Genomic DNA, 26,484 nt, shown 5'->3' with positions numbered 1-26,484 from the left:
TTACAATATAACTAATTTATTAGTTGATTATTGCAAGGGCCGTGAAATTTTTTTATTAGTGCACAAAAGGAATTAATCCGTAAGCTTCTTTTTTGTAGGTTATGTAATCGTTGCCAAATTGGGTTATTAAAGCTTTTTCTTCAATTTTAATACGGATGGTGAACGCAATTGTTATAGCCACGGCTACAATCAAAAGGCTGCACCAGTTATTAAGCGCCACACCAAACCCAATAAAGCTTAAAAGCGAAGCAGTATAAGATGGATGCCTGAAGTATTTATAAAACCCCGTTTTAATAAGCTGATGGCCCTGCCTGATGGTTACATCGGCAGTAAAGAATTTGCCTAACATCCTGACGGCTATGATCCTTAAAACAACGCCTGTTAAAATGATTGCCATTCCAATATATTGTACCAAAACATTTGGGTAAATGGGCAGGTAGTAATTTGAAGAAACAAGTATAGCGGCGGTGATGGATAAGGAAATGGTAAGCCAGATGATAATCAGCGAGCCCTTGTCTGCATTTTGTTTATCGGCGCTGTTTGATCGTAGTGCGCGGTTAATAACAATTTCGGTAGCAAACCATATGCAGTAAACAATGTAAAATATAATACCCATATGGTTTGCCGGTGGTTTATTTATATACCTAATACCTGTTTTAATTTAACATACCCGGTTTTACTTACCGGTATTTTAGCTCCCGATTTAAGGATAGCCAGGTGCGCGTCTTTCTCGTAAGGATCTATACGGGTAATTTGCTGTATGGCTATAATGTAGGAGCGGTGCACACGTACAAAATACCGGGGATCGAGCGTTTGCTCAAAAAAGCTCATGGTTTTGTTTTTAAGATACGAGCCTTCTTTGGTGATGACGCTTACATAGTCATCGTCGGCTTGCAGGTACTCAACATCGGCAACGGGAATGATCTTTACCTTGGTGCCGGTTTTTACCACTATGCGCTCGTTTTGTGACGGCGAATGCGCGGCGGCAGTTTCCAGCAGTTCTTCGGTTTGTTTGGCGGCAGGCTTTTGTGAGCTTGATGCCAGGAATTTTTCAACTGCTTTGTTAAACCTGTCTTTACTGAAAGGTTTAAGCAGGTAATCAACCGCGTGGGCTTCAAAAGCCTTTATGGCATACTCATCAAAAGCGGTGGCAAATATTACGGCAGGCGGCTGCTCCACCAATTCAAGCATCTCGAAGCCGGTTATTTTGGGCATTTGTATATCCAGAAAAACAAGATCGGGCTGGTATTGCTGTATGGCTTTAAGCCCTTCAAAACCGTCATTGCATTCTTGTATCAGTTCAATTTCGTCTTTAAAATCAAGCAGGTATTCCATTACAACCATGCGTGCTAACGGTTCATCGTCTATAATCAGGGCTCGCCTCATAACTGTGGTATTTTTATAATGGTTGTAAATATATTATCATTTGCATGAGTTTCCATCAAATCGTTACGGGCAAAAAGCAAATAAAGGCGGCGCTGTACACCCCGTAAACCAAAACCTGTTCCCTTGTTGGGGCGTGAGGTTTGCGGATCATAAGGGTTTTGCACCATAATTATCAGGTAATGCTCCTCAATTTCGCCGCGGATGCTTACGGTTACTTCGCCGGTAGTATCATACAGACCAAATTTAATGGCGTTTTCAACCAATGGCTGCAGCAGCATGGATGGTAACAGGGCCTGGGCGCATTTATCATCACAGCTTATTTCGGTTTGCAAACGGTGACCAAAGCGTACCTTTTCAATATCCAGGTACAGGTTAAGATGCGTAAGCTCGTCACAAAGGGGTACCTGCTGCTGGTCGTCCTTTTTAAGGGTACCACGCAAAAAGTCCGACAGCTGGTGAATCATTTTGCGGGCCTCATCGGGCTTAAAGCCAATAAGCGCGTTAATGGAGTTTAGGCTATTGAATAAAAAGTGGGGCTGTAATTGCTGGCGAAGGTTATAAAGCTCGGCATCGCGGGCCAGTTGTTCGGCTTCGGCCTTGCGGTGTTGTGTTTCCTTTTGATCAAGCTGCGAATACCATAGTAAGCTGATCATGGCCATCCAGCCTATGGCCAAAAAATCAATAAAAAACCTAACAGTTAATGATTGCACAACAAAGTTAATAAACACTTTATCGGTATTTATAAGCGGCAGCAGGTAACGACAGCCTGCGCCGCAAATACTGGCAAGTGCTACCACCCATATAAACAGGTTAATGTAGCTGCCTTTACCCGGCTGGTAGTAGCGCAGGTTATTGTTAATGAGCCAGCAGGCGCCCGATAATAAAACCGAACTAAGCAAACCATCTACCGAGGCTGTGAACCATAAAAAGCCAAAACTATGGATCACATATGTTTGCAATGCGGCCCATAACAAACCGCATACAACAAATGCACCGTATAATTTAGAAGCTGATAATGTAGGTAGAGCCAAAATTTATATTTTATGTTAGTATCAAGTAGTCTTTTAGTATCAAGTAGTTAGTATCAGGTATCAAGTAATAGTATTGGCTACCAAGCTCAATTTTGTCGTGATACTTGATACTAACTACCTGATACTATTAAGCAAGGCCGATTTATGGTGCGCCCAGGCGATATACAGGTCGGCATCGGCGGTTTCATGTATATTGTAATATAGCTCGGTACCGTCGGCCAGTTCATTGATCTGGTTTAGTTCGGCCACATCAATAAACTGCCATTTAACCGTTTGTTTTTCTATGTTTTTAAAGCTATCCTGATTGGCATGGCCAATTTTGTTTGCTTTTTCAAAGGCATTGAGCTCAGTATCGGCACTAATCAATCGCAATTGCTCATCAAACTGCGCCTGATGATCGCCATCGCCGCTTATCACCCTGAAAACTAATTTTGCTACGTACCAGTTCATCTTTAATGATTTTAATAATTAATAACTGCGGATATCAACACCTGCAAAAATAGATACCCCTTTAAGCACCAGTATTTTATCGTTGTTTAAAGATGCGGTGCTTCTGATCCTCTTATCATCTACCCCGGCAAACACGGCGGCAAGGTCAGATACTACCTGCCAGTTTGATGGCACAATTATTTTGGTGCCCCCAAAAATCTGGGTGATATCAATAATCACCCTGCCCTGTATATCGGCCTGGGTAAAATCAAGTTCGGCACCGCCAAAAATATTCACTATATCGCCACCCTTAAAGTTTTTGGAAAGTACGGTTTTGTTAACCCCGCCAAAAACAGATACGGTATCTAAAAAATCATCGCCATGGCCGTAAGGAGAGTAGTATTGTTCTTTTGGTGGTACTTCGTCACCATCCTTAACAGTGTAATCAACAGTGGGGTTGTTCACGGTATCAAAGTTAAATTTGCCTTTATCATAAGGGGCGTTTTTATCCCATGACTGGCCATGTTTGCCTTTGCGTAATATGAGCCACATACCAAAACCAATAATACCTATTGGCCAAACTATGCGGTCGGCATTATCAACATTTTCATTTAGTAAAAATATGACTCCTAAAGCCAGCATGATGATCCATGACGATGAGTTTTTGTAGTTGTGTTTTGCACCTATAAAAAGTCCCCAGGCTATAAGAATCATTGGCCAGCTGAACAGCCAGCCGGGCACAAAAAAGAAAGTGAACTGCTTGAGCAGTAGTATACCCCCAATGGCGAGTAAAATAACTCCGGCCATTGCTTTGCTTTTGTTGGGGTTTTGTGGACGTTCTATATCGTTGTTCATTTGTGTGCATTTTAAATCATATCCAAAACTAAGGTAACATTATAGTTGAGCCAAACAAAAACTGGCGATATATTTAAAGAAATCGGTGGGATGGTGAGTTTTGTCGGTGAAAAAGTCTGGTGCCAAATTTGCATTCAATGCTAAATGTACAAAAATGATCTACCGTAAATTATTTGCCGGTAAAATAACACCGGTGTTGCAATCTATAATTAGCCGCAATTGTGCATTTAAGGCAATGCCTGCGGCCCGGGCTTTACACTTATACGCCTGCAGGCCTTACGCTCCAGGGCCGGTATCCGTTTCAATCCCTATTGCTGCAAATACCGGCCAACCACAACAAAAAAGGGAGCACCTTTACAGCTGCTCCCTTTGAAATATATGTTGATGTGGTAATTTTTAAGCTTCTGGCTCGGCAGCCTTGTCGAAATGAAAAGTTTCCTTTTTGTTGCCGAAATAGTATTCCTCTTTTTGTTTTTTGGGTTTAAGCACAAGCCATACGCCAAAGCCCATAATGGCCACCGGCCAAACTATACGGTCGGCATTGTCAATGTTATTATCAAGCAAACAGGCAACGCCTATCAGCGTAATAAGTATCCATGATGGTTTACGGAAATTGTATTTGGCGCCCATGTATAAACCCCATGAAATCATCCACATAGGCCAGCTAAACAACCAATCAGGAACCTCGAAAAAGTCAAATTGCCTGATAAGTAAAACACTGCCTATCACTAATAAAATTACGCCTGCTGCAGCTTTGCCGTTGTTGGGGTTAAGGCTGGTTTCTATATCGTTGTTCATTGTTGTAAGTATTAAATTATACCCTAAAAGTACAGCTGTATTATGCGCACAACAAGCAATAACTGGCCATATAAGCAAACAACCCGGTAAAGGCAGGAATTAAATCGGTGAAAAAAGAAAGGGGATTTTGGCCGGGGGTATTGTCTGAACCTTGATTAAGGGGATTAAAAGATTTTCAGGATTTCAATCAGCCTGATCCGCCTGTACTTGCGGTCGTTTGTAAAGGGTGCTTAACACGGTTATGCGATTGCATCGCGAAGAAGCGTCGCAGACGCAGGAACACATTAAGCACTCGTTACAAACGAGTGCTTAATGTTGGTAAAATGTTGTCATTTCGATACGAGGAACGAGTGAGAAATCTTATGCGCTATGCTATTGGAGCTTTGCATTCCGTAGAAGGTTTCTCCTTCGCGCCACGCTTTTACCCGCCGGGGCTCTCTCGAAATGACAAACTTTTTATAAAATCAGTCTTCCCAGCTGTGGGCAGGAACCAAGTGACTGCGGGAAATATCAATTATAGAAAAAAACCTCTTCACCCTCTTTCCAGCGAAGCTGAAGAGAGGGGCGGCCAGCGAAGCGTAGCCGGGGTGAGTTGTAGCCCCGGCGCATATCCCCCTTACTCCGGCTCCTGCTGGCTCAGGCAATGGAAGCTGCCCAATCCCCATATAATATCGGTAGAATCAATGCCCACTACTTCACGATCCGGGAAACATTGCTGGATGATCTGCAGTGCCTTGTCATCATTTTTTGAGCGGTAAGTTGGTACCACAACAGCCGAGTTGCCAATGTAGAAATTAGCATACGAAGCCGGCAAGCGTGTATCTTCATGGATAACCGCATCGGGCATAGGCAGTTCTACAATGTTAAGCTGCTTGCCGTTGATGAGGCGCATGGTTTTAAGGGTTTCCAGGTTTTCCTGGAGTATGTGGTAGTTCTCGTCGGCAGGGTTTTCTTCAACAACGGTTACAACAGTATCTTCGTTTACAAAGCGGGTAATATCATCAATATGGCCGTCGGTATCGTCGCCAATTATACCATCACCGAGCCAGAGAATTTGTTCGGCGCCGTAATAATTACGCAGGTAACCTTCAATTTGCTCCTGGTTTAAATGCGGGTTGCGGTTTTTATTGAGCAAACAGGCAGTAGTAGTAAGAATAGTACCCTTGCCGTTAAAATCAACAGAACCGCCCTCCATTACAATTCCCGGATGAAACACCGGTAAATTAAAATGTTCGCCAATTTTGGTCGGGATCACATCATCCAGGTCAAAGGGGGGGTATTTGCCGCCCCAAGCATTGTAGCCCCAGTCAACAATGGCTTTTTGTTTCGTATCCGGATTTATGAGGAATGCAGGGCCATGATCCCGGCACCAGGCATCATTGGTGGCAAATTCAAACAGTTCAACCCGGTTCATATCAACCCCGGCATTTTGCAGCTGAAAAGTAACAGAGGCCCGCATACTTTCATCGGCAACGTTAATACGCACAAGTTCGCCCTTGGTTAAAACCTTTATAAACTCGATGTATGAGGTATAAACCGTATCCAGTTTCCCCGGCCACGAAGCCTCTTTGTGCGGCCAGCTTAACCAGGTAGCTGTATGCTTTGCCCACTCGGCAGGGAAAGAGAAGCCCAGCTTTGCTGGGAAGTCCGAAAGTCCGGAAGTCCGGAAGTCCGGGAGTATTTGATTTGCTTTATTTTTAGTTGACATTGGTTTTATTTAAGGGAAACACGCAAGGCATTTAACATAACAAGTATTTCCTCGCATTGCTGATAAAGTTTTGCAAAGTCTGGTTGTGATATTAAGCTTCTTTTTTGAGCCAAATACAAGCAACCAACTACTTCAATATTAGAACGTAAAGCGTAGCCTAAAAATCTGTTGAACTCCAAATTTGATTGCCCTGTTGATCCTTCTGCTATGTTTAAAGAAACTGAATCTGCTGCCCTTTTTATTTGGGCGGTTAAAACAAATAATTCATCTTTCGGGAAAGTTTTGGTAAGATCATGTACGGCAGAAGACAGATCAACTGATTTTTGCCACACAATTAATTTTTCAAATTTGAAACTCATATTAACTCATCCCTGTATTTTTTCTTTCGGACTTCCGGACTTTCCCGACTTTCGGACTAATTTAATCCTCGTCTAAAAGTCTTTTAGTTATCGGTTGGTATGAATCAATCCTCCTGTCCCTTAAAAACGGCCAGTGGCTGCGGTAATAGTCAGATTTATCCAGATCAAGCTCCTGTACTATTACTTCTTCGTCATCATGTGATGTTTGGTGAATGATAGTTCCAAACGGATTGGCAAAGAATGATCCTCCCCAGAATTTAACACCGGCTTCTTCGCCAACACGGTTAACGCTTACTACGTGTATGCCGTTGGCAACCGCGTGCGAGCGCTGTATGGTTTGCCAGGCATTGTATTGCTCAACGTTGGTGGCTTCGTCCTGTGTGGTGGCCCAGCCTATAGCGGTTGGGTAAAATAATATATCGGCACCCATTAATGCGGTAATACGGGCAGCTTCGGGGTACCATTGGTCCCAGCAAATAAGTACGCCCAGTTTGCCGTATTTGGTTTTAAAAACCTTGTAACCCAAATCGCCGGGTGTAAAGTAAAATTTTTCGTAAAAGCCTGGATCGTCCGGGATGTGCATTTTACGGTATTTGCCTAAATAGCTGCCATCGGCATCTAAAACAGCGGTAGTATTGTGGTAAAGCCCCTGCGCGCGTTTTTCAAATAACGATGCTATGATCACTACGCCAAGCTCGGCGGCTACTTTACTCAGTTCATCAGTTGACGGACCGGGGATAGCTTCGGCCAGTTTAAAGTTGTCGTAATCCTCTACATCGCAAAAATAAAGCGACGTAAACAGTTCCTGTAAACAAACTATTTGCGCGCCCTTTGCGGCTGCTTCTTTTACCTTAACAATAGCCTTTTGCAAGTTTTGCTGCTTATCAGCAGTGCAGCTCATTTGCACAATGCCCACTTTTACTTTACTCATACCATTTAAAATTTGCGCAAAAATAGTTCTTTTTAAAGATTAGTGATTAATTCATTAAAGATTAGTTGGAATTTTGACCATCAGATTAAAGATGAATAATTCATAATTTGTGAACAAACAGTGAATTTATGAGTTGTTAAAATTCAACTAATTACTAAATAACTATCTTTGCGCCCGAATGACAGAAATAGAAGACATAGTTGACGAAGGCACCGAGCATAAAACCTGGAAAGGCAAGCTTTGGAATGTAGTTAAGGTTATTTTAATTATAGTAGTTACCGGCGGTCTGCTTTATTGGGTTTTTAGCAAAGTTCCTTTTGCTAAAATAAAATTTCGCCTTGCGCATGCCAACCGTGCCTGGCTTACGGCAGCTATTCTTTGCTACGTTGGCTCCATGCTGTTTTCCTCATGGCGTTTACTTAGTTTCTTTAAATCTATCGGCCTTAAGCTGGACTGGCGCTTTAACCTGCGCCTGTATTTTTTAGGCTTGTGCTATAATGTGTTATTGCCGGGCGGTATAGGCGGCGATGGTTATAAAATTTACTTACTGCACAAAACCTATAAACTCCCCACAAAAAAAGTTTTCTGGGCTATTTTGTTTGATAGGTTAAGCGGCTTTTGGGCTATTGGCGCTATTGTGGTTGGCCTTATTATTTTAATACCCAGTTTTCCGTATCATTTGGCTATTCCGCTGAGTATAGTTTCGGTAGGTTCTGTTATCTATTATTTTGTTGCACGTAAATTTTTCAGGGATTATACCCATAACTTTTTCTCCGGACACTTAAAGGCCATCGGCGTGCAAAGCATGCAATTGCTTACTATTATATGCTTACTGCTTGCGCAGGATTTTAACGGCAAGTTTGCGCCTTATTTGTTATCGTTTCTCTTCTCGTCATTAGCAGCAATTATTCCGTTTAGTTTAGGCGGTGGCGGTATCAGGGATGCGCTTTTTTTAACCCTGGCCGGTCAATTCAATCTTGACCCAGGCATGGCTGTTTACCTAAGCTTTGGATTTTATCTTATTTCTATTTTTGTTGCCTTAATTGGTATCTACTACGTGCTACGTCCAAGCCGACTTGAGAAAGGATTGCAAAAGCCATCGGAATTTACTTCGGAAAATGAGTAGTTAATTAGAATAATATTCTGATTAAAAACCTGTATTAGAATCATATTCTGAATTTTGCAAGTGCCACAACCATTTACTTAAATTGGCGTTCTGTATATAAACCAATTTATTTTAATGAGCCATTTTAATGATTTTAATAATCCGCAGGTTGCGGCATTGCCCGGTCATTTAAAACAATTTATAGTAGACCAGCACTACGAGCATTATACGCCCATTGATCACGCTGTGTGGCGCTATGTAATGCGCCAGAATTACAGTTACCTTAAAGATGTTGCCTACTACCCATACATTCCCGGCTTAACCAAGGCGGGCCTCACCATTGAGCGCATCCCAAATCTTCAGGAAATGAATGATGCCCTTGCTAAAATTGACTGGGGCGCTGTTACTGTTGATGGCTTTATACCACCTGCCGCCTTTATGGAATACCAGGCCTATCGGGTTTTGGTAATAGCTGCGGATATCCGCCAATCCCGGCATATAGAGTATACGCCCGCGCCGGATATTATCCATGAGTCGGCGGGCCATGCGCCAATTATTGCCGATAAGGATTACCACGAATACCTGAGTTATTTTGGTTCGATAGGGGCAAAGGCCATGTTTTCGGCACAGGATTTTGAATTGTATGAGGCCATCCGCGAACTATCTATATTAAAGGAAATGCCCGATGCCGATGAGGCCGAAATAAAAAAGGCTGAAGAATTGGTAGCCCAGCGCCAGGCTAACATGGGCGAACCATCCGAAATGGCGCTGCTTAGTCGCCTGCACTGGTGGACGGTGGAATATGGCCTGATAGGAACACTTGAAAATCCAAAGATCTACGGTGCAGGTTTGCTCTCATCCATTGGTGAAAGTGCCAGCTGCATGAACCCCGATGTAGAAAAGCTTTGGTACACGGCAGGCGCAGTAAATTACAGCTATGATATTACCAAAACTCAGCCGCAGTTGTTTGTAACTCCAACCTTCCAAAACCTTATTGATGTGCTGGAAGATTTTGCCAATACGATGTCGTTTCGCAGAGGAGGGGCTTATGGCTTAAGCAAAGCTTTCGAAAGTAAAAATACCTGTACGGCGGTTTATAGTTCGGGCTTGCAGGTATCGGGTATCATTACCGATTTTAAGGCGGCTAAAGAAAATCCGTATTTTATAAAAACCACCGGGCCCACCGCTTTATCTGTCAATAATAAACAGTTGAAAGGGCATGGCAAAAATTACCATAAGGATGGCTTCAGCTCGCCGGTAGGTAAACTGAAAAATGTACTGCCGCTGGAAAACCTAACTGCCGATGAATTAAATAACATTGGCATTGCAGTGGGTAATGACGGGGTTCTGCATTTTGAAAGTGGCATCACAGTTAAAGGGAAGGTAAAAGCAATTCTATCAGAAAATGGCAAAAATCAGTTGATAACTTTTACTAATTGTACCGTTACTGATAAAAAGGGCGCTGTTTTGTTCGATCCCGCATGGGGTGTTTATGATATGGCCGTTGGCGAAAAAATAACGTCTGTTTTTTGCGGTGCAGCTGATAAGGAGGCTTTTGAGGAGATCGTTTACAAGTCAAAGACCGCCACCCATCACGTTGATTATGATTTTAAAAGTAAGGAGCTGCACAAGCTGTATCAGCAGGTGCGTAACTGCCGACTAAAGCAAGGCGACTATGGTTTTTTAGGTAACGTGTGGCTCAAACTGCAAAAAGACCATCATGACGATTGGCTTTGCGCCCTCGAAATCCTGGAAATGCTGGAACATGAAGATATAGAGCCGCGCCTGTCTGCCGAGATCCGCCGGTTTCTTGAACAAAAGGCCATTGACCAGCCCGACCTAAAAAAACTGATAGCCGATGGTTTTTATCTGATTGCGCACCCGGTTGAACAAAATTTGGTATTTTAGTCACCGGCATTTGTCATTGCGAGGTACTAAGCAATCTCATCATTAAGGTTATCACCTGTCCTCTAAGATTGCTTTGTACCTCGCAATAACATAATTATAACAACTAATAACATTACCCTTTAGGGCATGAACATTATTATAACAGGCGCCAGCAGCGGCGTAGGATTTGAAGCTGTAATAGAACTGATACTATCTGGCAACCATAAGGTGATTGCCCTTGCCCGCTCGCAGGATAAACTGGAGCGCCTGCTGGAAATTGCCCACGGCCTCAATCCCGACTGTGAGCTGTTTGCCCTTGCCTTTGATATTGTTCATGATGATTATGAGGGCATGCTGCAGTTTATAGCCACCAATTTTGATAACCGGGTTGATGTTTTGATAAACAACGCCGGCGTACTCATCAATAAGCCCTTTACCCAACTGCAGGAAACCGATTTTGTAGAAATGCTGCAAAGCAACTTTATAGGCCATGTGCGTATCATACAGTCATTGCTGCCGCTTATACCTGCCGGCGGGCACATTGTAAATATCGGCAGCATGGGCGGTTTCCAGGGAAGTGCCAAATTTCCCGGAATGGCGGCGTATTCGGCCAGTAAAGCTGCCCTGCACACCCTAACCGAATGCCTGGCCCAGGAACTTACCGGGCAGCAAATAAAAGTAAACTGCCTTGCCTTAGGTTCGGCCCAAACAGAGATGCTGGAAAAAGCCTTTCCCGGCTATGAATCGCCGGTACTGGCCTTTGAAATGGGCAAGTACATTGCTGATTTCGCGCTAACCGGGCATAAGTTTTTTAATGGAAAGATCTTGCCGGTGGCGGTGTCAACTCCGTAGGAGAGAGTTGCGGGGATCGGGGTGCGAGGTTCGTGTGAAATTGTATAGACGCATAATTTCGTCTTCCAATGTGCAAATTCTTAGAAGCAGGAAAAGTTTTTACTCATGCAAAAGGCTAAATTAGAGTTGCTAAAAAGATTCAAAATGTCGAGATCGGGACTTGCATTATTAGAACATAAGAATGAAAGGTATTGAAAATATTATAAATATGAATCCAGAGGATAGATATTTATATTTTATTAGAAAAATCACCGATTTTGAAGAGGTTTGGGGATTATATAATGAAGGTTGGGCTACTGCTACCAATGAAGAAAATCAACAAATTGTTCTTTTTTGGCCGGAAAAACAATTTGCGGTTTTATGCGCCGAGAATATTCTGAGTAGTTACGAAGCTAAGGCTATTAATCTCACACAATTCATGGAAACTTGGCTTCCGGGAATGATAAAAGATAATGCTTTTCCAGGCATATTTTATATCCCTAACGGAAAAGGTATAGTCCTGGAACCTGAGCAAGTTTTAATAGATATAAATCAGGAACTTAAACAATATTAACCAATAGCATATGGGCCTGATTATAAGAGTGCTTTTGTTCATTTCCTATATTCTGCTTTTTCTGAGTATTTTCTTTTGGTTCTTATACCATGGGAGTGGTCACAAAATTCCGGCAGCAACCGACCAGTCATTTACGTATGTAACAGGTGGTTTAACCGTTTTATGCTTAATTCTCTTGTTTCTAAAGCGCAGGTTTCGATAAATCACCAGCCAAAATCTCAAATCTCATATCTCACATCTCACATCTAATTTTTATCTTTGCCCATGCAAGAAAAAATCCTCATTCTTGACTTTGGCTCGCAATTTACCCAACTTATAGCGCGCCGCGTCAGGGAGCTCAATATTTACTGTGAGATCCACCCGTTTAATCATTATCCCGAAATTGACAGCACTGTAAAAGGTATCATCCTTTCCGGCAGTCCTTATTCTGTAAGGCAGGAAGATGCACCACGGTTTGATTTTGAGCAGTTTCATACCACCCGGCCTATTTTGGGCGTTTGTTACGGAGCACAGTATGTAGCGCATTTTCACGGCGGCGAGGTATTGGCTTCAAGCACCCGCGAGTATGGTCGTGCTAATTTAGATTACATCAACCGCGAAAATCCGCTGTTTAAAAATATACCCGAAAGCTCACAAGTGTGGATGTCGCATGGCGATACCATTGCCAGCATTGGCGATAACTTCGAAGTAATTGCCAGTACCGACACCGTAAAAGTAGCAGCTTACCAGGTAACCGGCACCCAAACTTATGGCATCCAGTTTCACCCCGAAGTAACCCATAGTATTGATGGCAAGCAATTGCTTGAAAACTTTTTGGTTGACATTTGCGGTTGCCAGCAGGATTGGACACCCGATTCATTCATCGAAACTACCATTGCCGCCCTTAAAGAAAAGGTAGGCGATGATAAGGTAGTTTTAGGCCTTTCTGGTGGTGTTGATTCATCTGTTGCTGCGGTATTGCTGCATCATGCCATAGGTGCAAACCTGCATTGTATTTTTGTTGATAACGGCCTTTTGCGTAAGGACGAGTACGAACAAGTACTTGATTCCTATAAGCACATGGGTTTAAATATAAAAGGCATCGACGCCAAAAATCGTTTTTACGATGCGCTGGCCGGTTTGTCTGATCCCGAGAAAAAACGTAAGGCCATTGGCCGGGTGTTTATCGAAGTTTTTGACGATGCTGCACACGAGGTTCAGGATGTAAAATGGCTTGGTCAGGGTACTATTTACCCGGATATTATTGAATCTGTTTCGGTTAAAGGGCCGTCGGCTACCATCAAATCGCACCACAACGTTGGTGGTTTGCCCGATTTTATGAAACTTAAAGTTGTTGAACCGCTAAATACCTTGTTTAAGGATGAAGTAAGGCGTGTAGGCAAGGCTTTAGGTATCGATCCTAATATTTTAGGACGCCATCCTTTCCCGGGTCCGGGTCTGGCAATCAGGATATTAGGTGATGTTACACCACAAAAAGTAGCTATATTGCAGGAAGCCGATGCAATTTATATCAACAATTTACGGTCATACGGTGTTTACGATAAAGTTTGGCAGGCCGGCGCTATATTTTTGCCGGTACAATCTGTAGGGGTAATGGGCGATGAGCGTACTTACGAGAACGTAATTTGCCTGCGTGCCGTGGAATCACTGGATGGTATGACAGCCGACTGGTGCCACTTACCTTACGATTTGCTGGCTAAGATCAGTAACGAGATCATCAACAACGTAAAAGGAATTAACCGGGTAGTATATGATATCAGCTCAAAACCACCTGCTACAATTGAGTGGGAATAAATGGTTATTGTTTTTTATAACGGTATTGATACTGGGTGCTTGCTCTCCAAAGCTGCACCCGGTATCGGCACCGGTAAAAAATGCTGATAAACCGGTTGAAAAGCCTGCCGAAAAAGCACCCGCCAAAAAGCCGGAGGCAAAAGCCTCGGTAATCTCCCTTATTTTGCCAATGGGTTTGGAGCACCTTAAGCCCAAATCAACCTACACCAGCGCGGGCTTAACCAAGGCCAACATGAGTGTGGAGTATTACCAGGGATTTAAGCTCGCTTTAGATTCGCTGGCTGCAAGTGGTGCCAATTTTAAACTTCAGCTTTATGATTCAAAGGACGAGGCCGCTACATCGCACAGCCTGGGCTTTAACCCCAAAATACAAAGCAGCGATTTAATTGTTGGTCCGGTTTTTCCGGATGGGATGAAGATGTTTGCCGCTGTGCTTACCAACCCCAAAGCGCCTATCCTGTCGCCGTTATCACCGGCTGCACCGGCCAATATCAACAGCAATAATCTTATTACCGTTATACCCCCGCTGGAGTACCATGCCTGGGGTGCGGCGGAGTTTATCTACAATAAAATAAAGCCTAAAAAGGTGTTTATCCTGCGGTCGGGCTTTAGCCAGGAGTATGATTATGTGCTCAGCTTTAAAAAGGCGATGGACAGCCTCAGCAATAAAAAGGTAAAGGTGATTGCCACTATTATTACCCGTGGTCAGCTGGCTGTCTTGTTACCACAACTTTCCAAAACAGATCGTAATGTGTTTGTGGTACCGGCAACAGATCAGGCTTTTTTGGGCGTTACCTTACGCTCCTTGGATACGCTGAATAAACACTACCCTATTGTACTGTTCGGTCATCCAAGCTGGGAAAAGTTCACCTTTTTAAAAGCTGATGTTTTGCAGCGCCTTAAAACCCACATCACCTCAACCGATAAGGTAAATTACAAGGCGGAAAATACAATTGTATTTTTACGTAACTATCGCAAGGCATATCACGTTGAACCTACCGATTTTGCCATTAAGGGCTTTGATGAGGGTTTGTATTTTGGCAGGCAAATGCTTGATGGCACGCTTACATCCATCGAAAAATCAGATTATACGGGTTTGCACAACGAGTTCCATTTTATAAAAAAACCGGGATTGGGTTGGGTAAATACACACGTAAATATATTAATGTACACTAACTTTGAGTTAAAACAGGTAGAATGAAGGCCATAAATCAGCTTAAAACGTTTCAGCGAATAATAGGTGAGTACCCGGTTGATACGCCATTAAGTAAATTTTTACCCGGATTTTACAGGCAGAACAAACAAATGGGTTCTACCGATAGGCGGGTAGCCAACCGGCTGGTGTACAATTACTTCCGCATAGGTTTGGCACTGCCCAATCTGGCAACCGAAGATCGCCTGGTAATAGCCGAGTTTTTATGCAATACGCAAACCAATTCCTTCATCCAAAACTTTAAGCCCGATTGGGCTGCCTGCATAAATTTTAGCGTAGATGATAAACTGGCGCTCATAAAAACCGCCTATCCCGCATTTAAATTGGAAGATGTTTTTCCGTGGACAAATCAGATCTCGGCAGGGATTGACAGCGAAGCCTTCCTGAAATCGTTTTTTTGCCAGCCCGATCTGTTTATCCGCGTACGTAATGGCTACGATCATTTGGTTAAAGCCGAACTGAATAAGGCCGAAATTGCTTACAAGGATGAGGGTAATAACTGCTTTTCGCTGCCCAATGGTACCCGGTTAGAAACCATTTTCCCTAAACAGCATTGGTTTGAGGTGCAGGATCTGTCATCGCAGCAAACGGGGTCATTCTTTAAACCTCAAAAATGGGACAGCTGGTGGGATGCCTGTGCGGCATCGGGCGGTAAATCGCTGCTGCTGCATGAGGACGAGCCCAATATAAAGCTCGTGGTGTCAGATATCCGCGAATCGGTACTGGCCAACCTCGATGAGCGTTTTCAGTTATCGGGCCTCACCAAATACCAAAAAAAGGTACTCGATCTTACTACCAATGTAGATCAAACCCTGCATGATTACGCTTTCGACGGGATCATTCTCGATGCGCCCTGCAGCGGCTCGGGTACCTGGGGACGTACACCCGAAATGATCACCCAGTTTATGCCCGCCAAAATTGAATTTTTCCAGAAACTACAAAAAAGCATCGCCCAAAACGTAGTTAAATACCTCAAACCAGGCAAACCCCTCATCTACATCACCTGCTCGGCCTTCAAAGGCGAGAACGAGGATGTGGTTGATTATCTCGTAAAAGAGCTCGGCTTAAAACTGGAAGAAAGTAAGGTGTTAAAAGGCTATGAGCATAAAGCTGATACCATGTTTGTAGCAAGGTTGATTAAGGGGTAAGGATAAGAAATTGTCATTTCGAACGAGGTACGAGGAGAAATCTTCTGCGTTATGATATTGAAGTAATCCAAATTTTCTAGTTTAAACTATGTGAAACCACAATTACTACGTTTATATAACAACTAATCATACTAAGACAGTATTATATATTGGTGTTACAAATGATATAAGCGTTAGGTTACGTCAGCACAAAGAAAATAAAGGGAAGACTAAGTCTTTCACGGGTCTGTACTATTGCTACAATCTGGTTTATTACGAACACTTTTCACATATTGAACATGCGATTGAAAGAGAGAAAGAAATTAAAAAATGGCGTAGAGAAAAGAAAGATGCTTTAATTGCATCGACAAATCCTGATTGGGTTTTCTTGAATGATAAGATTGGGGATTGAAAAATAAGCAAAGTGGTTTAGAAACTGTAGAAGATTTCTCCTCGTACCTCGTTCGAAATGACAAACTTTTTATGAATTCCAACGCTTTTTACCGTCGCTCGGCTCCAGGCATTAACTTAAATTATCCCCCAACAAAAAAGGGCCCTTTTCAAGGCCCTTTTTTATAAATTCTTATTTGCTTATTTCCAATTCCGCATCGGGTTTGGAAACATCTGTGAGCGCTACACGACCGCGATCCTTACGCAATATGCGGTTGAACAGGGAGATCTCCCTGTCAAACAAAAACTGGAAGAACAGCTTGGTCCATGAGGTATGGTAGTACAGGGTATCGTAATACTCAGGAGCGGTTTTCTTGATCTCCGGGAGTTTGTTCCAGGGGATAGAAGGAAAATCGTGGTGTTCGTTGTGGAAACCTACGTTGAAGGCTACCGCGTTAAAGTTACCGTAGTAGCTGTAAGTTTCCTGCTCCACACTGTGGGTAAGGTAATGTTCCTGGATCCAACGGGCACCAAGCGGGTGCAAGCCAACCGAAAACGAGAAGCTAAGCAGCAAAAACGCTACAGAATGCCAGCCCATAAAGTAAGCAATAGCCGTGGTGAAAACCACCTGTAACAAAAAGTTAGTAATTATCCAACCATCAATAGGGTGAATTTCTCTTAAACGCGATAAACGGAAAAGCTGGAATACCGGGAAAAACAGCAACCACAATGCTTTACCAAAAAACGAATTACTGATAAGTTTTGCTTCCCATTTGTTAGGCAAATCGGCGTCCAGCTCATGCACACCCTGAAAAGAGTGGTGTTTGATATGGTATTTTTCGAATGATATGGCGCTTGGCAATATCTGCGGTAAATTGGCAAACATAGATGCCCAGCGATTGGCATTACGGTTTTTAAACAGCAATTGGTGTGTGCATTCGTGTATCATCACAAACAGGGCATGATCTGCAAAGGCACCTATTAAATAGGCGGCACCAAATACCCACCACCATGATTGATCGCGCAAAAACCAGGCTAAAACTACCTGTATGGCCACTAAGCCAATAATAGCAAAAATGGTGTTCGGGTTTTTACCTATCAGTTTACGCAACTGCGGAAACTGTTTTAAAATTTTTTTTGTGCGAATACGATGTGGTTCAGACTCCTGGGAATAAACAAAATCAGTTCTTTTGGCCATATAAAGTATAAACGTTAAAGATAGCAATAACGTGTCAAAAATATCATTTTGTGGTAAACTTTTGTGATTTTAAATTAAAAACTTCACGAAGATTTCATGTTTATTTTATATAAACAGCTGTTTACTGTTGCTTGAATACCAATACTTTAAAGGTGTTTGGTAATGCCTTGCGGGTACCCGGTTCAAACTGTGCCACGCTTAGGTAAATTTTATGTGTGCGGGTATCAAGGGCTAAAGTTTTGGCGCGTTCGGCAGTTTTTAGCACCTGTATAACGGCATACTTATCGGCAGATTGTTGTTTGATAATAGTGGTTGTACCATCGCCGCATGAGCAAAAAATAAGTTTGGTTTCGGGGTCATAAGCTACGGCATCTACGCCGGCGCCTATGGGCAGGGTATTTACAACTTTGCCGGTGTTAATGTCAATCACGCTCACGCCTTTATTTTCGCGGCAAACGGTAAATAAGCGCTGGTTTACGGCATCTAAGGCTAAGCCGGTAGGACCGCCACAGGGTGCCAGTGGGAAGTTTTTTATCACCTTAAGGTTTTTACTGTCGATAACGTTGAGGCTGCTTTTATCTTCCAGGTTATTATAAATTTTTCCTTTGCCATCGGCCACGGCAAATTCCGGTCCGCCGCCAAGGGCAACTGTACCTACTTGTTTAAGCGTTTTTGGGTCGATAACAGATGAATTCTCACTTTCGCCATTAAAGCTGAAAACCTTATCGGAGTAAGGATCATACATTATTGCATCCGGGCCATTTGCATTGGTAAGCGGAATGGTGGCAATTGTTTTAAGTGTTTTAAGATCAAAAGCTACCACGGCATTTGCCTTACCATCGCTTATAAAACCACGATTTAGCTTATTATCTATGGCAATACCGTGCACGCCTTTCATATTATCTATAGAACCTGCAGGCGTTTCGGTAGCCAGGTCTATCACATTTACCTGCGTACCATGCGATACGTAAAGGCGGTTATTCACCTTATCAATAGCCAGGTAATCATACCCACCATCGCCTGGCAGGGATATGGTTTTATCGGCTACATAAGTTTGTGCCTTTAATTTAAGCGGGATTGAACCAATTGCCAGTAAGGCAATAACAAGCAGTTGCTTTTTCATTTTGATGATGATTTTTTGCTATGAAAGTACATGCCGAATCTGTAGAAAAGTTGTGTTATTGAATATGATTTTCCTGTTGTTCGGCTATGTGCGCTGCAAAGCCGTTCCTGTATAAAATGCGTAGCATAGCGGGCAAAACAATCAGCAGCAAGGGCAGTGCTGCTAAAAAGCCGCCGATAACGGCAATAGCCAAAGGCTGGTGCAATTGCGCACCCGCACCAATACCCAGTGCAAGCGGCATAAGGGCTATAATGGCCCCCAGCGCCGTCATTAATTTGGGGCGAAGGCGGGTGCTTATAGCGTAGCTTACGGCATCATCAACAGGGTTAAGCAGTGCATTTTCTTTAAACTGTAAAAAGGTAAAAATGGCGTTTTCGCCAATGATACCCACAATCATGATGAGGCCGGTATAGCTGCCCACGTTAAGCGGAGTGCCGGTAATAAATAAGGCCAGCAGGCTGCCGCCTATACCCAGTACGCCCACAACCAATATAAGTATGGCTATCCTGAACTGCTTAAATAAAAATAAGATCACCCCGAAAACCAGCAGACTTGCAATAACCAAAATGGTAAGCAGTTCCTTAAATGATTGCTGCTGCTCGGCATAAGCACCGCCGTATTCAACATGGTAACCTTGCGGTAAACTGATGCCTTCTACGGCTTTTTTAATGGCCGGCATTACTGTACCCAGATCGCTGTTTTCTAAACGTGCGGTTATGATGTTGAGGTTTTGCAGGTTTTCGCGATTTATTTCGGCATCGCCCGATTTTAGGTTTACATCGGCCAGTTCATGGATGGGTACCAGTTTGCCGTTGGTTAAAAATATGTTGAGGTTTTTAATACCCGCTACATTCAGCACCCTGTTACCGGGGTAAACCATGCGGATGGGGGAGAGCTGTTCCTTCTCCAGCAGATTACCAATAATGTTGCCCTGTAAGGCGGCTTGTACCTGTTGCTGCAGGTTGGCTGGCGTAATATTGTACTGTGCCAGCTTGCTATAATGCGGATCGATACTTACCGACGGACCGGCTATTATAATGCCCGGCAATACATCGGCGGTGCCCTTTACTTTTTCAACCTGGGCGGCTATTTGCGTGGAGAGGGATTGCAGCTTTACAGGGTCGTTACCAAATACTTTTATCTCAATAGGCTCGGCCGATGTGGTAAGATCACCCAGCATATCGGTTATTACCTGGCCAAATTCAACAACAAGTGCAGGCTGCGTTTCGGCAATTTTTTTGCGCAGTTCGCTGGTTACTTCTTCGGTGGTTTTATCGCGTACTTTTTTTAGCTGGATAAGGTAATCGCCGCGGTTGGGTTCGGTAATAAAAAAGCCCATCTGTGTACCGGTTCGGCGCGAGTAGGCGGCCACTTCGGGTTGTTTAATGATGATCTTTTCTACCTCGCGCAGCATCCGGTCAGTTTCTTCAAGGGAAGTTCCCGGCGGGGAGTTATAATCCAGTACAATGCTGCCCTCGTCCATCTCTGGCAGAAAACCGGTTTGCAGCAGCGGGGGGATCAGGGCAATAGCAATGCCCAATGCCACCATAATAACTATGGCCACATAAGGCCTCAATATCAAGAACGATACCCAGCGGAGCTTTTTAACAGGATGGATTGTTGCCTCCTTAACCTTCGCCGTGGTATTAAATTTAGGCTTAGGCGTAAGCAGCAGGTAAATTACCGGCAAACCTATCCACGTTACAAAAAACGAACACACGAGGGTAATGATCATGGTATCGGTAAGTACCTTAAAGTACGCACCGGCCACGCCGCTCATCAGCACAAAGGGGATAAATATTACAATGGTACTTATAGATGAACCCACCATCGCCGGGAAAAGATAGTCGATAGCCTTTTGTACCAAATGCCTGCTCAGTTCATTAGGATGTTCCTCATGGGTACGGTGAATTTGCTCAACCACTACAATGGCATCATCAATAATTAAACCAATGGAGGCAGCAATTGCGCCCAGCGTCATGATGTTGAAGGTATAGCCCAGCCCGTAAAGTACCAGCAGCGTAAGCCCCAGCGTAACCGGGATGGTAATAAGAATAGTAGCACTTGCCTTAACCGACCGCAGAAAAATAACCGCCACAATAATAGCCAGCAGCAAACCTATCCACAAACTATCGCTTACGCTTTTAACCGAATCGTTCACAAAATCGGCCTGTACATAGTAAGGTTTTATGGTAACGCCGGCAGGCAGGATCTTTTGCAGATCCTGAATTTTGGCCGCCATATCATTTGAGAGCGAAATGAGGTTGGCATTGGGTTGCTTGATAACCGCGATAAGCACACCATCGTGCCCGTTGGCGTTGATGCGGGTGTATTCAATTCCCTCGTTTATTTGTATGGTAGCAAAATCTGAAAGCCTTACCACACGTTTGCGGTTGTTGCTGATCACCAGGTTTTCCAGCTGCTCCTTACTGTTGATGGTGGCATCGGTTACGGTGAGATACAGCATTTTATAATCAGACAGATAACCGCCCGATTTTACAAAGTTGGTTTGCGTAAGCGTATTGCTTACCACATCAGGCGTAAGGCCGAGTGAGCTCATCTTCTGCGGATCAAGCGTAAGCCAGTACTCCTTAAGCTTACCGCCGATCACCCTTATTTCAGATACACCATCAACCTGCGACAGGAATGGTTTTACCGTGTATGCCGCTATTTGCCGCAGTTCTATCGGTGATTTATTATGACTCTCCAGTGTGTACCCGCTTACAGGCAGTATGGAAGGGTTCATTTTTTCAACGGTGATATTTACATCGGCGGGCAGGTCATTCTTGATCTGGTCTATGCTTGATTGGATGCGTTGCTGGCTCAGGTCGATATCGGCATTCCAGTTAAGGAGCGCCGAAATTTCGCAGCTGCCGCGACTGGTAGTACTGCGCACCAAATGCAGATCGGGCACTTGTTTAATGGCATCTTCCAGCGGTTTGGTAACCGTAACCATCATTTTATTTACCGGCTGTAAACCCTCATCGGCAATGATCTTTATTTTAGGAAAAGTGATCTCGGGGAAAAGCGACGTTTGCAGTTTTGAATACGCAAACAAGCCGCCCATGATTATCAGTGCCAATACCAAACCCAATGGCTTGCGGTGCGATATGAAGAAGTTTTTACCGGCGCTCATTTTAAAATAGGTTTATGTGTTGTGGCTATTTGACTCACCCCGGCTGCGCTTCGCTGGCCGACCCTCTCTTCGCCTGCGGCGGAAAGAGGGTTGAGAAGATTATTTTGTTCTGAAAAAAGGCTAAACCTTACAACCCCCTCTATACGCGAAGCGTAGAGAAGGATGACAAGCGCAGCGATGTCGGGGTGAGTCGTCTTCATTGCACAATTTTAACTTTTGCGGTATCCGTTAACCCGTAGTTGCCCGTTACCACGATCATATCTTTAGGGTTGAATTTTGGCGATAGGATCTCTACGCGGTCGCCGGTTTCGAGGCCTTTGGTGATAGGGGTTTTTACGGCGGTTGTGGGGTTAATGAGTTTCATTACCCAAAATTCTGTTTGTGTTTCGTTAGTTAACACGGCCGATTTTGGCAGCGAAGCCGTATGTGGTCTTGACGAGCGGATGATCCTGGCCTTTGCCACCAGGTTTTCGGGGATGGGGTTATTGCTGCTCGCCTTTATAACTATTCCCTGAGTTTGCGACAATGTATCAACCGAAGGCATGGATGAAGCTACCGTACCGGTAAGTTTTTCACCGCCGGGCAATATCAGCTGCACGTTTTGGTTGTTTTGTACATACTGACGCATTTCATACGGCAGCTGCATCACAAATACAAAGCTTGATCTGTCGCTTATAACGGCCAGTTGCTCGCCATCGGCCACATAATCGCCTTGCTGGTGAGCCAGTTGGGTAATGTAACCGTTGCCGGGTGCCTTAATACGGTTTACGCCCGAAAACCTGAACGTGGTATCCAATATATTAATACTGTTGCCAATGCTTTGGGCCTCCTTGGTTTTTATGGTGAAAATAGTGGCACCCTTATTTACAAAGTGCCCCAATTGGGTATTTACATTTTGTATGTAACCGTTGGCATTAGCCTTTACAAAATTCTTCTGCAAAAAAATAGAGGTGGCGCTCAGATCGGCATAATCGGTCATTGAGCTATCGGTAACCGTGGTAACTGTAACCGGTGTTTGCGATGCTACCGCGGCATCTTCGCCACCGGCGGCACTATCCTTGCTTTTGCAGGAAAACAGCACAAGCAGCAGGCAGGCTGCTATATATATGTTTTTAAATTTCATGTTATCGGTTCCAGTAATTTAGCTGATTAATGAGCTGTAAATTGGTGATATTGGTTTGCGTTTTAAGATTTTTAATACTCAGATAATTGTTAATGGCCAATATCAGATCGGCCACGCGTACATCGCCGGTTTGCAGCAGCTTGGTATCTACTTTTATCAGGCTTTCGGTAAATTTCATCTGCTCGTCTATCTGGGCAAGCAGGGTTTCGTTACCGGCTATCTGCTGGTTTAGCTGGGCTATCTGCTGGTGGTACTGGGTATCAAAAAAGGCTTTGTACGTTTTGCGCGTTTGCTCCTGCAATGAAAGTTTCTGGTACTGTATCTTACGCTGACCGCCATCATACAAAGGCAGCGTAAAGCTAAAACCAACGCTTAAGCCAAAGTTTTTATAAGGCTGACTTGCAAAATCTGAATTATAACCGCCATCGGCCAGCAGGTTTATTTTGGGGCGATAGGTAAAATCAATAAGGGCGCGGCTGTTCACCAGTTTTAAGCTATCAACCTTGTACTGGTTAAAAAATATACTGTTGCTGATATCGGCCCGCATGGTTTTCTGAATGCCGGGTTCCTGCAACTCCATATAGCTGGTATCGGCAATGCCGGTTAAATAGTTGAGGGTGGCATAATCGTTTTTATACTGCATACGCCATTGCGATAGCTGCAGTTGCTGCTGTTTAAGCGTAACCAAAAAGGTAAGGTAATCGCTTTGCTTGTAAACGTTGCTGCGGGTGAGCTTTTTGAGCAGGTCCTCTTCTTTGTTAAGCAGTTCTATAACTTCCTGGTTAAATTTTAGCTGTTGCAGGCTGCCGTAAGCCGTAATGTACTGGGCGGTAACGGCTTTCGTTAAATCCTGCTCAGATATTTTTGCCGTGTTATTTACCGATTGCGATAGCAGTGTTATAGCATCAACCTGTGCGGAAATATTTTTTTTGCTATCTAATGACTGGTTTATGCCCATCAAAGCGTTAAGTGTATGCTCGTTGGTAATGGCGGCGGCATAACCGTAGCCGCCAACAACGGGGGCGTAAAGGCCGGTGCTGGTAGCATTTACCTGCGGCTTATAACCGGCACGGATGCGCATACTATCCAGTTGGTTTAATGCTACCTGGGTTTTAAGATCTTTTAAAAGCGGACTATTGCTTTTGGCCAGCTCAATATAATGATTGAGCGAATTTGTTTGCGCAATGGAAACAGTATAGCTAAGCGTAAAAAGTATAAAACCGAAAAACCACTTCATTAACAGGAGGTATAAATGCTATTTAAACATAGCGAAACTATTGTATAAATCTGTACAAAATTTGGATAGCTATCCATCAAATTTAAAATTTGATAATGAAGGTATGATGAGGCAGCAGGTATTGATAGTTGAGCGAAAAGTTAAAGTTCTCGCAGATCTGCTTGCTGATGGTGAGCCCGAGGCCGCTGCCGTCAGATCCGGATGATTTATGGAAACGGGTAAATATTTTATCATCGGGTAATGCATGGGCATCGCCGGTGTTTTTTATGGTAAAGCTATCGGTATTCAGGTCGATAATAATTTCGCCGCCGGGGTGGTTATGCCGTACCGCGTTAATGATTAAGTTGTTCAGCAATATCTCCATTAAATAACGGCTGGCGGTTACCTCTTTGTTATCAAGCGTAGTACTTACAGTTATTTGTTTATCATGAAAAATGTCTTCCAGTTGTGCCAGCAGCTCTTCAATAAGCGTTTTAAGGTTGATGCTTTGCTGATCATGTAGCAGGCGGTTCTCTATTTTAACCAGCAGCAATAATGATTGATTGAGCCTGCTCAGCCTTGATACCGCGCCATAAAGGTCATTAAGCAATTTGCTTTGCCGCTCGCTAAAATTATCTGTTTGTATCAGCGTATCCAGCTTGGAGTTTATAACCGCTATGGGCGTAAGCAATTCGTGCGATGCGTTTTCGGTAAAGGCTTTCAGGTCTTTATAATCGAGTTTGGCTTTTTCGGTGGTGAGGGTTACGGCCTGGTTAAGCTGGTTAAATTCTTCAATACGGGTATCGGTTTTAGCAATCTCGCGGTTTTCGGTAACGTTAAATAGCTGCAGCTCGCGCAGTATGGAATAAAAAGGTTGCCATAAGCGGTTTAAAATTAAGCGGTTGGCTACCAGCAGCACCAGCAGCAGCAATAATATTACACCAATGGTAATGGCAAAAATAATCTGGATAAGGTCCTCGGTTTCTACTTTCGATTCTACGATGAGCACCTTGTAATACTTGCCGTTAACCGTTACCGAGCTAACAAGTCCCCGGCCTGATTCATATTCGTTTTTTTCCTTTTGATATTGGGTATTAATAAACTCACGCTTTACCGAGTTCGCGGGCGCTTCGGCAAAGCTGATCTGCTGATCCTTTGATTCAAAAACCTGCGGCAACTGCCTGTTAAGCTTTACATAATCAAATACCTCATCTTCCTCAACTTTAAGGGCTTTATCGTTTTGGTCGTTCAGGATCCAGCTAATGGCCTGGTAGTAAATAATACCCGTTATGAGCATGACCACAACGGTGGTAATAATATTTACGCGGTTGTATAAGGTAAGCAGTTTCATTATTGATCGGTAAATTTGTAGCCCATACCATAAGCCGCCTGTATATAATCATTAGCGCCGGCCTCCATGAGCTTTTTGCGCACGTTTTTAATGTGCGAGTAAATAAAATCGAAGTTATCGGCAATGTCTATCCCGTCGCCCCAAAGGTGTTCGGCAATGGCATTTTTTGAAATTACCTTTCCCTTGTTGGCTATAAAATAAATCAGCAAATCAAATTCCTTACGGGTAAATTTAACAGGTTTGTCATGCACTTTTAGGGTGCGGGCCTGCAGATCGATGCTGATCTCCTTAAACACCAGCAAATTGCTGCCATTGTACATTTTACGCCTGATGATGGCCGATACCCGCGCTTTAAGCTCCGACAGGTGAAAGGGTTTTACCAGGTAATCATCGGCACCAAGATCAAGACCTTCCAGGCGATCGTCAAGAGAGTTTTTGGCTGATATAATGAGCACGCCATCGGTATAATTGCTTGCTTTAAGTTTTTTAAGTATGCTGATGCCGTTGCCGCCCGGCAGTGTAATATCAAGCAGGATACAATCATAACGGTAAAGCTCAATTTTGGTGACGGCAGCGGAGTAGGTGGCTGCGGTTTCGCATATATTGCCCGCCTCGGTAAAATACTCCTCTATGCTCTCGCGCAGGCCTTCCTCGTCTTCGATGATCAGCAGTTTCATATAAACAAAACTAAGCAATCAATTTGTACACATTCTGGATATGAACAGATTTACTACAGATTAATGAATCAAATTAGCAATTGGGTTGCTGCTTGCCTGGGATTGTCTGAACCGGGATTGAACAGATTGTCCTACTTGCGCCCGTTTGTAACGAGTGCTTAATACGGTTACGCGATTGCATCGCGAAAAAGCGTCGCAGACGCAAGAACATTTTAAGCGCTCGTTACAAACGGGCGCAAGTA

23 protein-coding genes and 1 pseudogene are annotated in these 26,484 nt (G+C 43.7%); 8 read left to right on the top strand and 16 right to left on the bottom strand.

Annotated features, from left to right (window positions below):
- Window positions 1-55: 55 nt before the first annotated feature.
- From BLS59_RS24405 to BLS59_RS24360, 9 genes are all read right to left on the bottom strand, one after another.
- Window positions 56-616, bottom strand: a complete 561-nt coding sequence (locus BLS59_RS24405) for a methyltransferase family protein (RefSeq protein ID WP_091153757.1) — start codon at window positions 614-616, stop codon at window positions 56-58.
- Window positions 617-636: 20 nt separating this feature from the next.
- Window positions 637-1,386, bottom strand: coding sequence for a LytR/AlgR family response regulator transcription factor (locus BLS59_RS24400; RefSeq protein WP_091153753.1), 750 nt, complete (start codon window positions 1,384-1,386; stop codon window positions 637-639).
- Complete coding sequence (locus tag BLS59_RS24395) at window positions 1,383-2,417, bottom strand: sensor histidine kinase (RefSeq protein WP_091153749.1); 1,035 nt, start codon at window positions 2,415-2,417, stop codon at window positions 1,383-1,385. The genes BLS59_RS24400 and BLS59_RS24395 overlap by 4 nt, the downstream gene beginning before the upstream one ends.
- Window positions 2,418-2,531: 114 nt before the next feature.
- A complete protein-coding gene (locus BLS59_RS24390) occupies window positions 2,532-2,867 on the bottom strand; it encodes a DUF4288 domain-containing protein (RefSeq protein ID WP_091153745.1) in 336 nt (111 codons plus the stop codon).
- Between the two features lie 18 nt (window positions 2,868-2,885).
- Window positions 2,886-3,701, bottom strand: a complete 816-nt coding sequence (locus BLS59_RS24385; protein ID WP_091153741.1) for a LiaF transmembrane domain-containing protein — start codon at window positions 3,699-3,701, stop codon at window positions 2,886-2,888.
- A gap of 396 nt (window positions 3,702-4,097) precedes the next feature.
- Window positions 4,098-4,499: a LiaF transmembrane domain-containing protein gene (locus BLS59_RS24375; RefSeq protein ID WP_091153735.1), complete on the bottom strand. Its 402-nt coding sequence runs from the start codon at window positions 4,497-4,499 to the stop codon at window positions 4,098-4,100.
- A 616-nt stretch (window positions 4,500-5,115) separates the two neighbouring features.
- Window positions 5,116-6,207: an agmatine deiminase family protein gene (locus BLS59_RS24370; RefSeq protein ID WP_091153731.1), complete on the bottom strand. Its 1,092-nt coding sequence runs from the start codon at window positions 6,205-6,207 to the stop codon at window positions 5,116-5,118.
- Between the two features lie 5 nt (window positions 6,208-6,212).
- Window positions 6,213-6,566 carry a four helix bundle protein gene (locus BLS59_RS24365; protein WP_091153729.1) on the bottom strand — a complete coding sequence of 118 codons (354 nt, stop codon included), beginning with the start codon at window positions 6,564-6,566 and terminating at the stop codon, window positions 6,213-6,215.
- Between the two features lie 61 nt (window positions 6,567-6,627).
- The gene (locus BLS59_RS24360; RefSeq protein ID WP_091153726.1) at window positions 6,628-7,497 is read right to left on the bottom strand and encodes a carbon-nitrogen hydrolase; all 870 of its coding nucleotides are present in this window, start codon (window positions 7,495-7,497) and stop codon (window positions 6,628-6,630) included.
- 178 nt (window positions 7,498-7,675) lie between these two features.
- Between BLS59_RS24360 and BLS59_RS24355 the strand changes: the two genes are divergently transcribed.
- The 8 genes and pseudogenes from BLS59_RS24355 to BLS59_RS24320 form a co-directional block, all read left to right on the top strand.
- Window positions 7,676-8,623, top strand: a complete 948-nt coding sequence (locus BLS59_RS24355) for a lysylphosphatidylglycerol synthase transmembrane domain-containing protein (RefSeq protein WP_091153723.1) — start codon at window positions 7,676-7,678, stop codon at window positions 8,621-8,623.
- A gap of 114 nt (window positions 8,624-8,737) precedes the next feature.
- Complete coding sequence (locus BLS59_RS24350; protein ID WP_091153719.1) at window positions 8,738-10,510, top strand: aromatic amino acid hydroxylase; 1,773 nt, start codon at window positions 8,738-8,740, stop codon at window positions 10,508-10,510.
- A gap of 126 nt (window positions 10,511-10,636) precedes the next feature.
- On the top strand, window positions 10,637-11,341 hold the full coding sequence (locus tag BLS59_RS24345; protein ID WP_091153715.1) for an SDR family NAD(P)-dependent oxidoreductase: 705 nt from the start codon (window positions 10,637-10,639) through the stop codon (window positions 11,339-11,341).
- A gap of 181 nt (window positions 11,342-11,522) precedes the next feature.
- Window positions 11,523-11,894 (top strand): DUF2750 domain-containing protein, encoded by a 372-nt coding sequence (locus BLS59_RS24340; protein ID WP_091153713.1) that lies wholly within the window; start codon window positions 11,523-11,525, stop codon window positions 11,892-11,894.
- Between the two features lie 264 nt (window positions 11,895-12,158).
- Window positions 12,159-13,688, top strand: coding sequence for a glutamine-hydrolyzing GMP synthase (gene guaA, locus BLS59_RS24335; protein ID WP_091153711.1), 1,530 nt, complete (start codon window positions 12,159-12,161; stop codon window positions 13,686-13,688).
- Window positions 13,645-14,889 (top strand): ABC transporter substrate-binding protein, encoded by a 1,245-nt coding sequence (locus tag BLS59_RS24330; RefSeq protein ID WP_091153708.1) that lies wholly within the window; start codon window positions 13,645-13,647, stop codon window positions 14,887-14,889. Before guaA ends, BLS59_RS24330 begins: the two co-directional genes overlap by 44 nt.
- Window positions 14,886-16,049 (top strand): RsmB/NOP family class I SAM-dependent RNA methyltransferase, encoded by a 1,164-nt coding sequence (locus BLS59_RS24325; protein WP_091153706.1) that lies wholly within the window; start codon window positions 14,886-14,888, stop codon window positions 16,047-16,049. The genes BLS59_RS24330 and BLS59_RS24325 overlap by 4 nt, the downstream gene beginning before the upstream one ends.
- 112 nt (window positions 16,050-16,161) lie before the next feature.
- Window positions 16,162-16,440, top strand: a pseudogene (locus BLS59_RS24320) (GIY-YIG nuclease family protein); the annotation flags it as partial.
- 171 nt (window positions 16,441-16,611) lie between these two features.
- Here the strand turns inward: BLS59_RS24320 and BLS59_RS24315 are convergent.
- The 7 genes from BLS59_RS24315 to BLS59_RS24280 form a co-directional block, all read right to left on the bottom strand.
- Window positions 16,612-17,616 (bottom strand): fatty acid desaturase, encoded by a 1,005-nt coding sequence (locus tag BLS59_RS24315; RefSeq protein ID WP_091153703.1) that lies wholly within the window; start codon window positions 17,614-17,616, stop codon window positions 16,612-16,614.
- A gap of 121 nt (window positions 17,617-17,737) precedes the next feature.
- On the bottom strand, window positions 17,738-18,739 hold the full coding sequence (locus BLS59_RS24310) for a YncE family protein (RefSeq protein ID WP_091153700.1): 1,002 nt from the start codon (window positions 18,737-18,739) through the stop codon (window positions 17,738-17,740).
- Between the two features lie 55 nt (window positions 18,740-18,794).
- Window positions 18,795-21,875, bottom strand: a complete 3,081-nt coding sequence (locus BLS59_RS24305; RefSeq protein ID WP_091153696.1) for an efflux RND transporter permease subunit — start codon at window positions 21,873-21,875, stop codon at window positions 18,795-18,797.
- A 196-nt stretch (window positions 21,876-22,071) separates the two neighbouring features.
- A complete protein-coding gene (locus BLS59_RS24295; RefSeq protein WP_091153690.1) occupies window positions 22,072-22,998 on the bottom strand; it encodes an efflux RND transporter periplasmic adaptor subunit in 927 nt (308 codons plus the stop codon).
- 1 nt (window position 22,999) lies between these two features.
- Complete coding sequence (locus tag BLS59_RS24290; protein WP_091153688.1) at window positions 23,000-24,235, bottom strand: TolC family protein; 1,236 nt, start codon at window positions 24,233-24,235, stop codon at window positions 23,000-23,002.
- Window positions 24,236-24,317: 82 nt separating this feature from the next.
- On the bottom strand, window positions 24,318-25,565 hold the full coding sequence (locus BLS59_RS24285) for a sensor histidine kinase (RefSeq protein ID WP_091153685.1): 1,248 nt from the start codon (window positions 25,563-25,565) through the stop codon (window positions 24,318-24,320).
- Window positions 25,565-26,242: a response regulator transcription factor gene (locus BLS59_RS24280; protein WP_091153681.1), complete on the bottom strand. Its 678-nt coding sequence runs from the start codon at window positions 26,240-26,242 to the stop codon at window positions 25,565-25,567. The genes BLS59_RS24285 and BLS59_RS24280 overlap by 1 nt, the downstream gene beginning before the upstream one ends.
- Between the last annotated feature and the right edge of the window lie 242 nt (window positions 26,243-26,484).

Source organism: Mucilaginibacter pineti, from assembly GCF_900101875.1.
In the GTDB taxonomy this organism is placed as follows: domain Bacteria; phylum Bacteroidota; class Bacteroidia; order Sphingobacteriales; family Sphingobacteriaceae; genus Mucilaginibacter; species Mucilaginibacter pineti.
The sequence above is the reverse complement of the archived record's forward strand: the minus strand, read 5'-3'. Positions and strand labels throughout refer to the sequence as shown.

Coding starts and splice junctions, on each gene's coding strand:
- BLS59_RS24405 (WP_091153757.1), bottom strand. CDS start 616: ATGGGTATTATATTTTACATTGTTTACTGCATATGGTTTGCTACCGAA.
- BLS59_RS24400 (WP_091153753.1), bottom strand. CDS start 1,386: ATGAGGCGAGCCCTGATTATAGACGATGAACCGTTAGCACGCATGGTT.
- BLS59_RS24390 (WP_091153745.1), bottom strand. CDS start 2,867: ATGAACTGGTACGTAGCAAAATTAGTTTTCAGGGTGATAAGCGGCGAT.
- BLS59_RS24385 (WP_091153741.1), bottom strand. CDS start 3,701: ATGAACAACGATATAGAACGTCCACAAAACCCCAACAAAAGCAAAGCA.
- BLS59_RS24375 (WP_091153735.1), bottom strand. CDS start 4,499: ATGAACAACGATATAGAAACCAGCCTTAACCCCAACAACGGCAAAGCT.
- BLS59_RS24370 (WP_091153731.1), bottom strand. CDS start 6,207: ATGTCAACTAAAAATAAAGCAAATCAAATACTCCCGGACTTCCGGACT.
- BLS59_RS24365 (WP_091153729.1), bottom strand. CDS start 6,566: ATGAGTTTCAAATTTGAAAAATTAATTGTGTGGCAAAAATCAGTTGAT.
- BLS59_RS24360 (WP_091153726.1), bottom strand. CDS start 7,497: ATGAGTAAAGTAAAAGTGGGCATTGTGCAAATGAGCTGCACTGCTGAT.
- BLS59_RS24355 (WP_091153723.1), top strand. CDS start 7,676: ATGACAGAAATAGAAGACATAGTTGACGAAGGCACCGAGCATAAAACC.
- BLS59_RS24350 (WP_091153719.1), top strand. CDS start 8,738: ATGAGCCATTTTAATGATTTTAATAATCCGCAGGTTGCGGCATTGCCC.
- BLS59_RS24345 (WP_091153715.1), top strand. CDS start 10,637: ATGAACATTATTATAACAGGCGCCAGCAGCGGCGTAGGATTTGAAGCT.
- BLS59_RS24340 (WP_091153713.1), top strand. CDS start 11,523: ATGAAAGGTATTGAAAATATTATAAATATGAATCCAGAGGATAGATAT.
- guaA (WP_091153711.1), top strand. CDS start 12,159: ATGCAAGAAAAAATCCTCATTCTTGACTTTGGCTCGCAATTTACCCAA.
- BLS59_RS24330 (WP_091153708.1), top strand. CDS start 13,645: ATGATATCAGCTCAAAACCACCTGCTACAATTGAGTGGGAATAAATGG.
- BLS59_RS24325 (WP_091153706.1), top strand. CDS start 14,886: ATGAAGGCCATAAATCAGCTTAAAACGTTTCAGCGAATAATAGGTGAG.
- BLS59_RS24315 (WP_091153703.1), bottom strand. CDS start 17,616: ATGGCCAAAAGAACTGATTTTGTTTATTCCCAGGAGTCTGAACCACAT.
- BLS59_RS24310 (WP_091153700.1), bottom strand. CDS start 18,739: ATGAAAAAGCAACTGCTTGTTATTGCCTTACTGGCAATTGGTTCAATC.
- BLS59_RS24305 (WP_091153696.1), bottom strand. CDS start 21,875: ATGAGCGCCGGTAAAAACTTCTTCATATCGCACCGCAAGCCATTGGGT.
- BLS59_RS24295 (WP_091153690.1), bottom strand. CDS start 22,998: ATGAAATTTAAAAACATATATATAGCAGCCTGCCTGCTGCTTGTGCTG.
- BLS59_RS24290 (WP_091153688.1), bottom strand. CDS start 24,235: ATGAAGTGGTTTTTCGGTTTTATACTTTTTACGCTTAGCTATACTGTT.
- BLS59_RS24285 (WP_091153685.1), bottom strand. CDS start 25,565: ATGAAACTGCTTACCTTATACAACCGCGTAAATATTATTACCACCGTT.
- BLS59_RS24280 (WP_091153681.1), bottom strand. CDS start 26,242: ATGAAACTGCTGATCATCGAAGACGAGGAAGGCCTGCGCGAGAGCATA.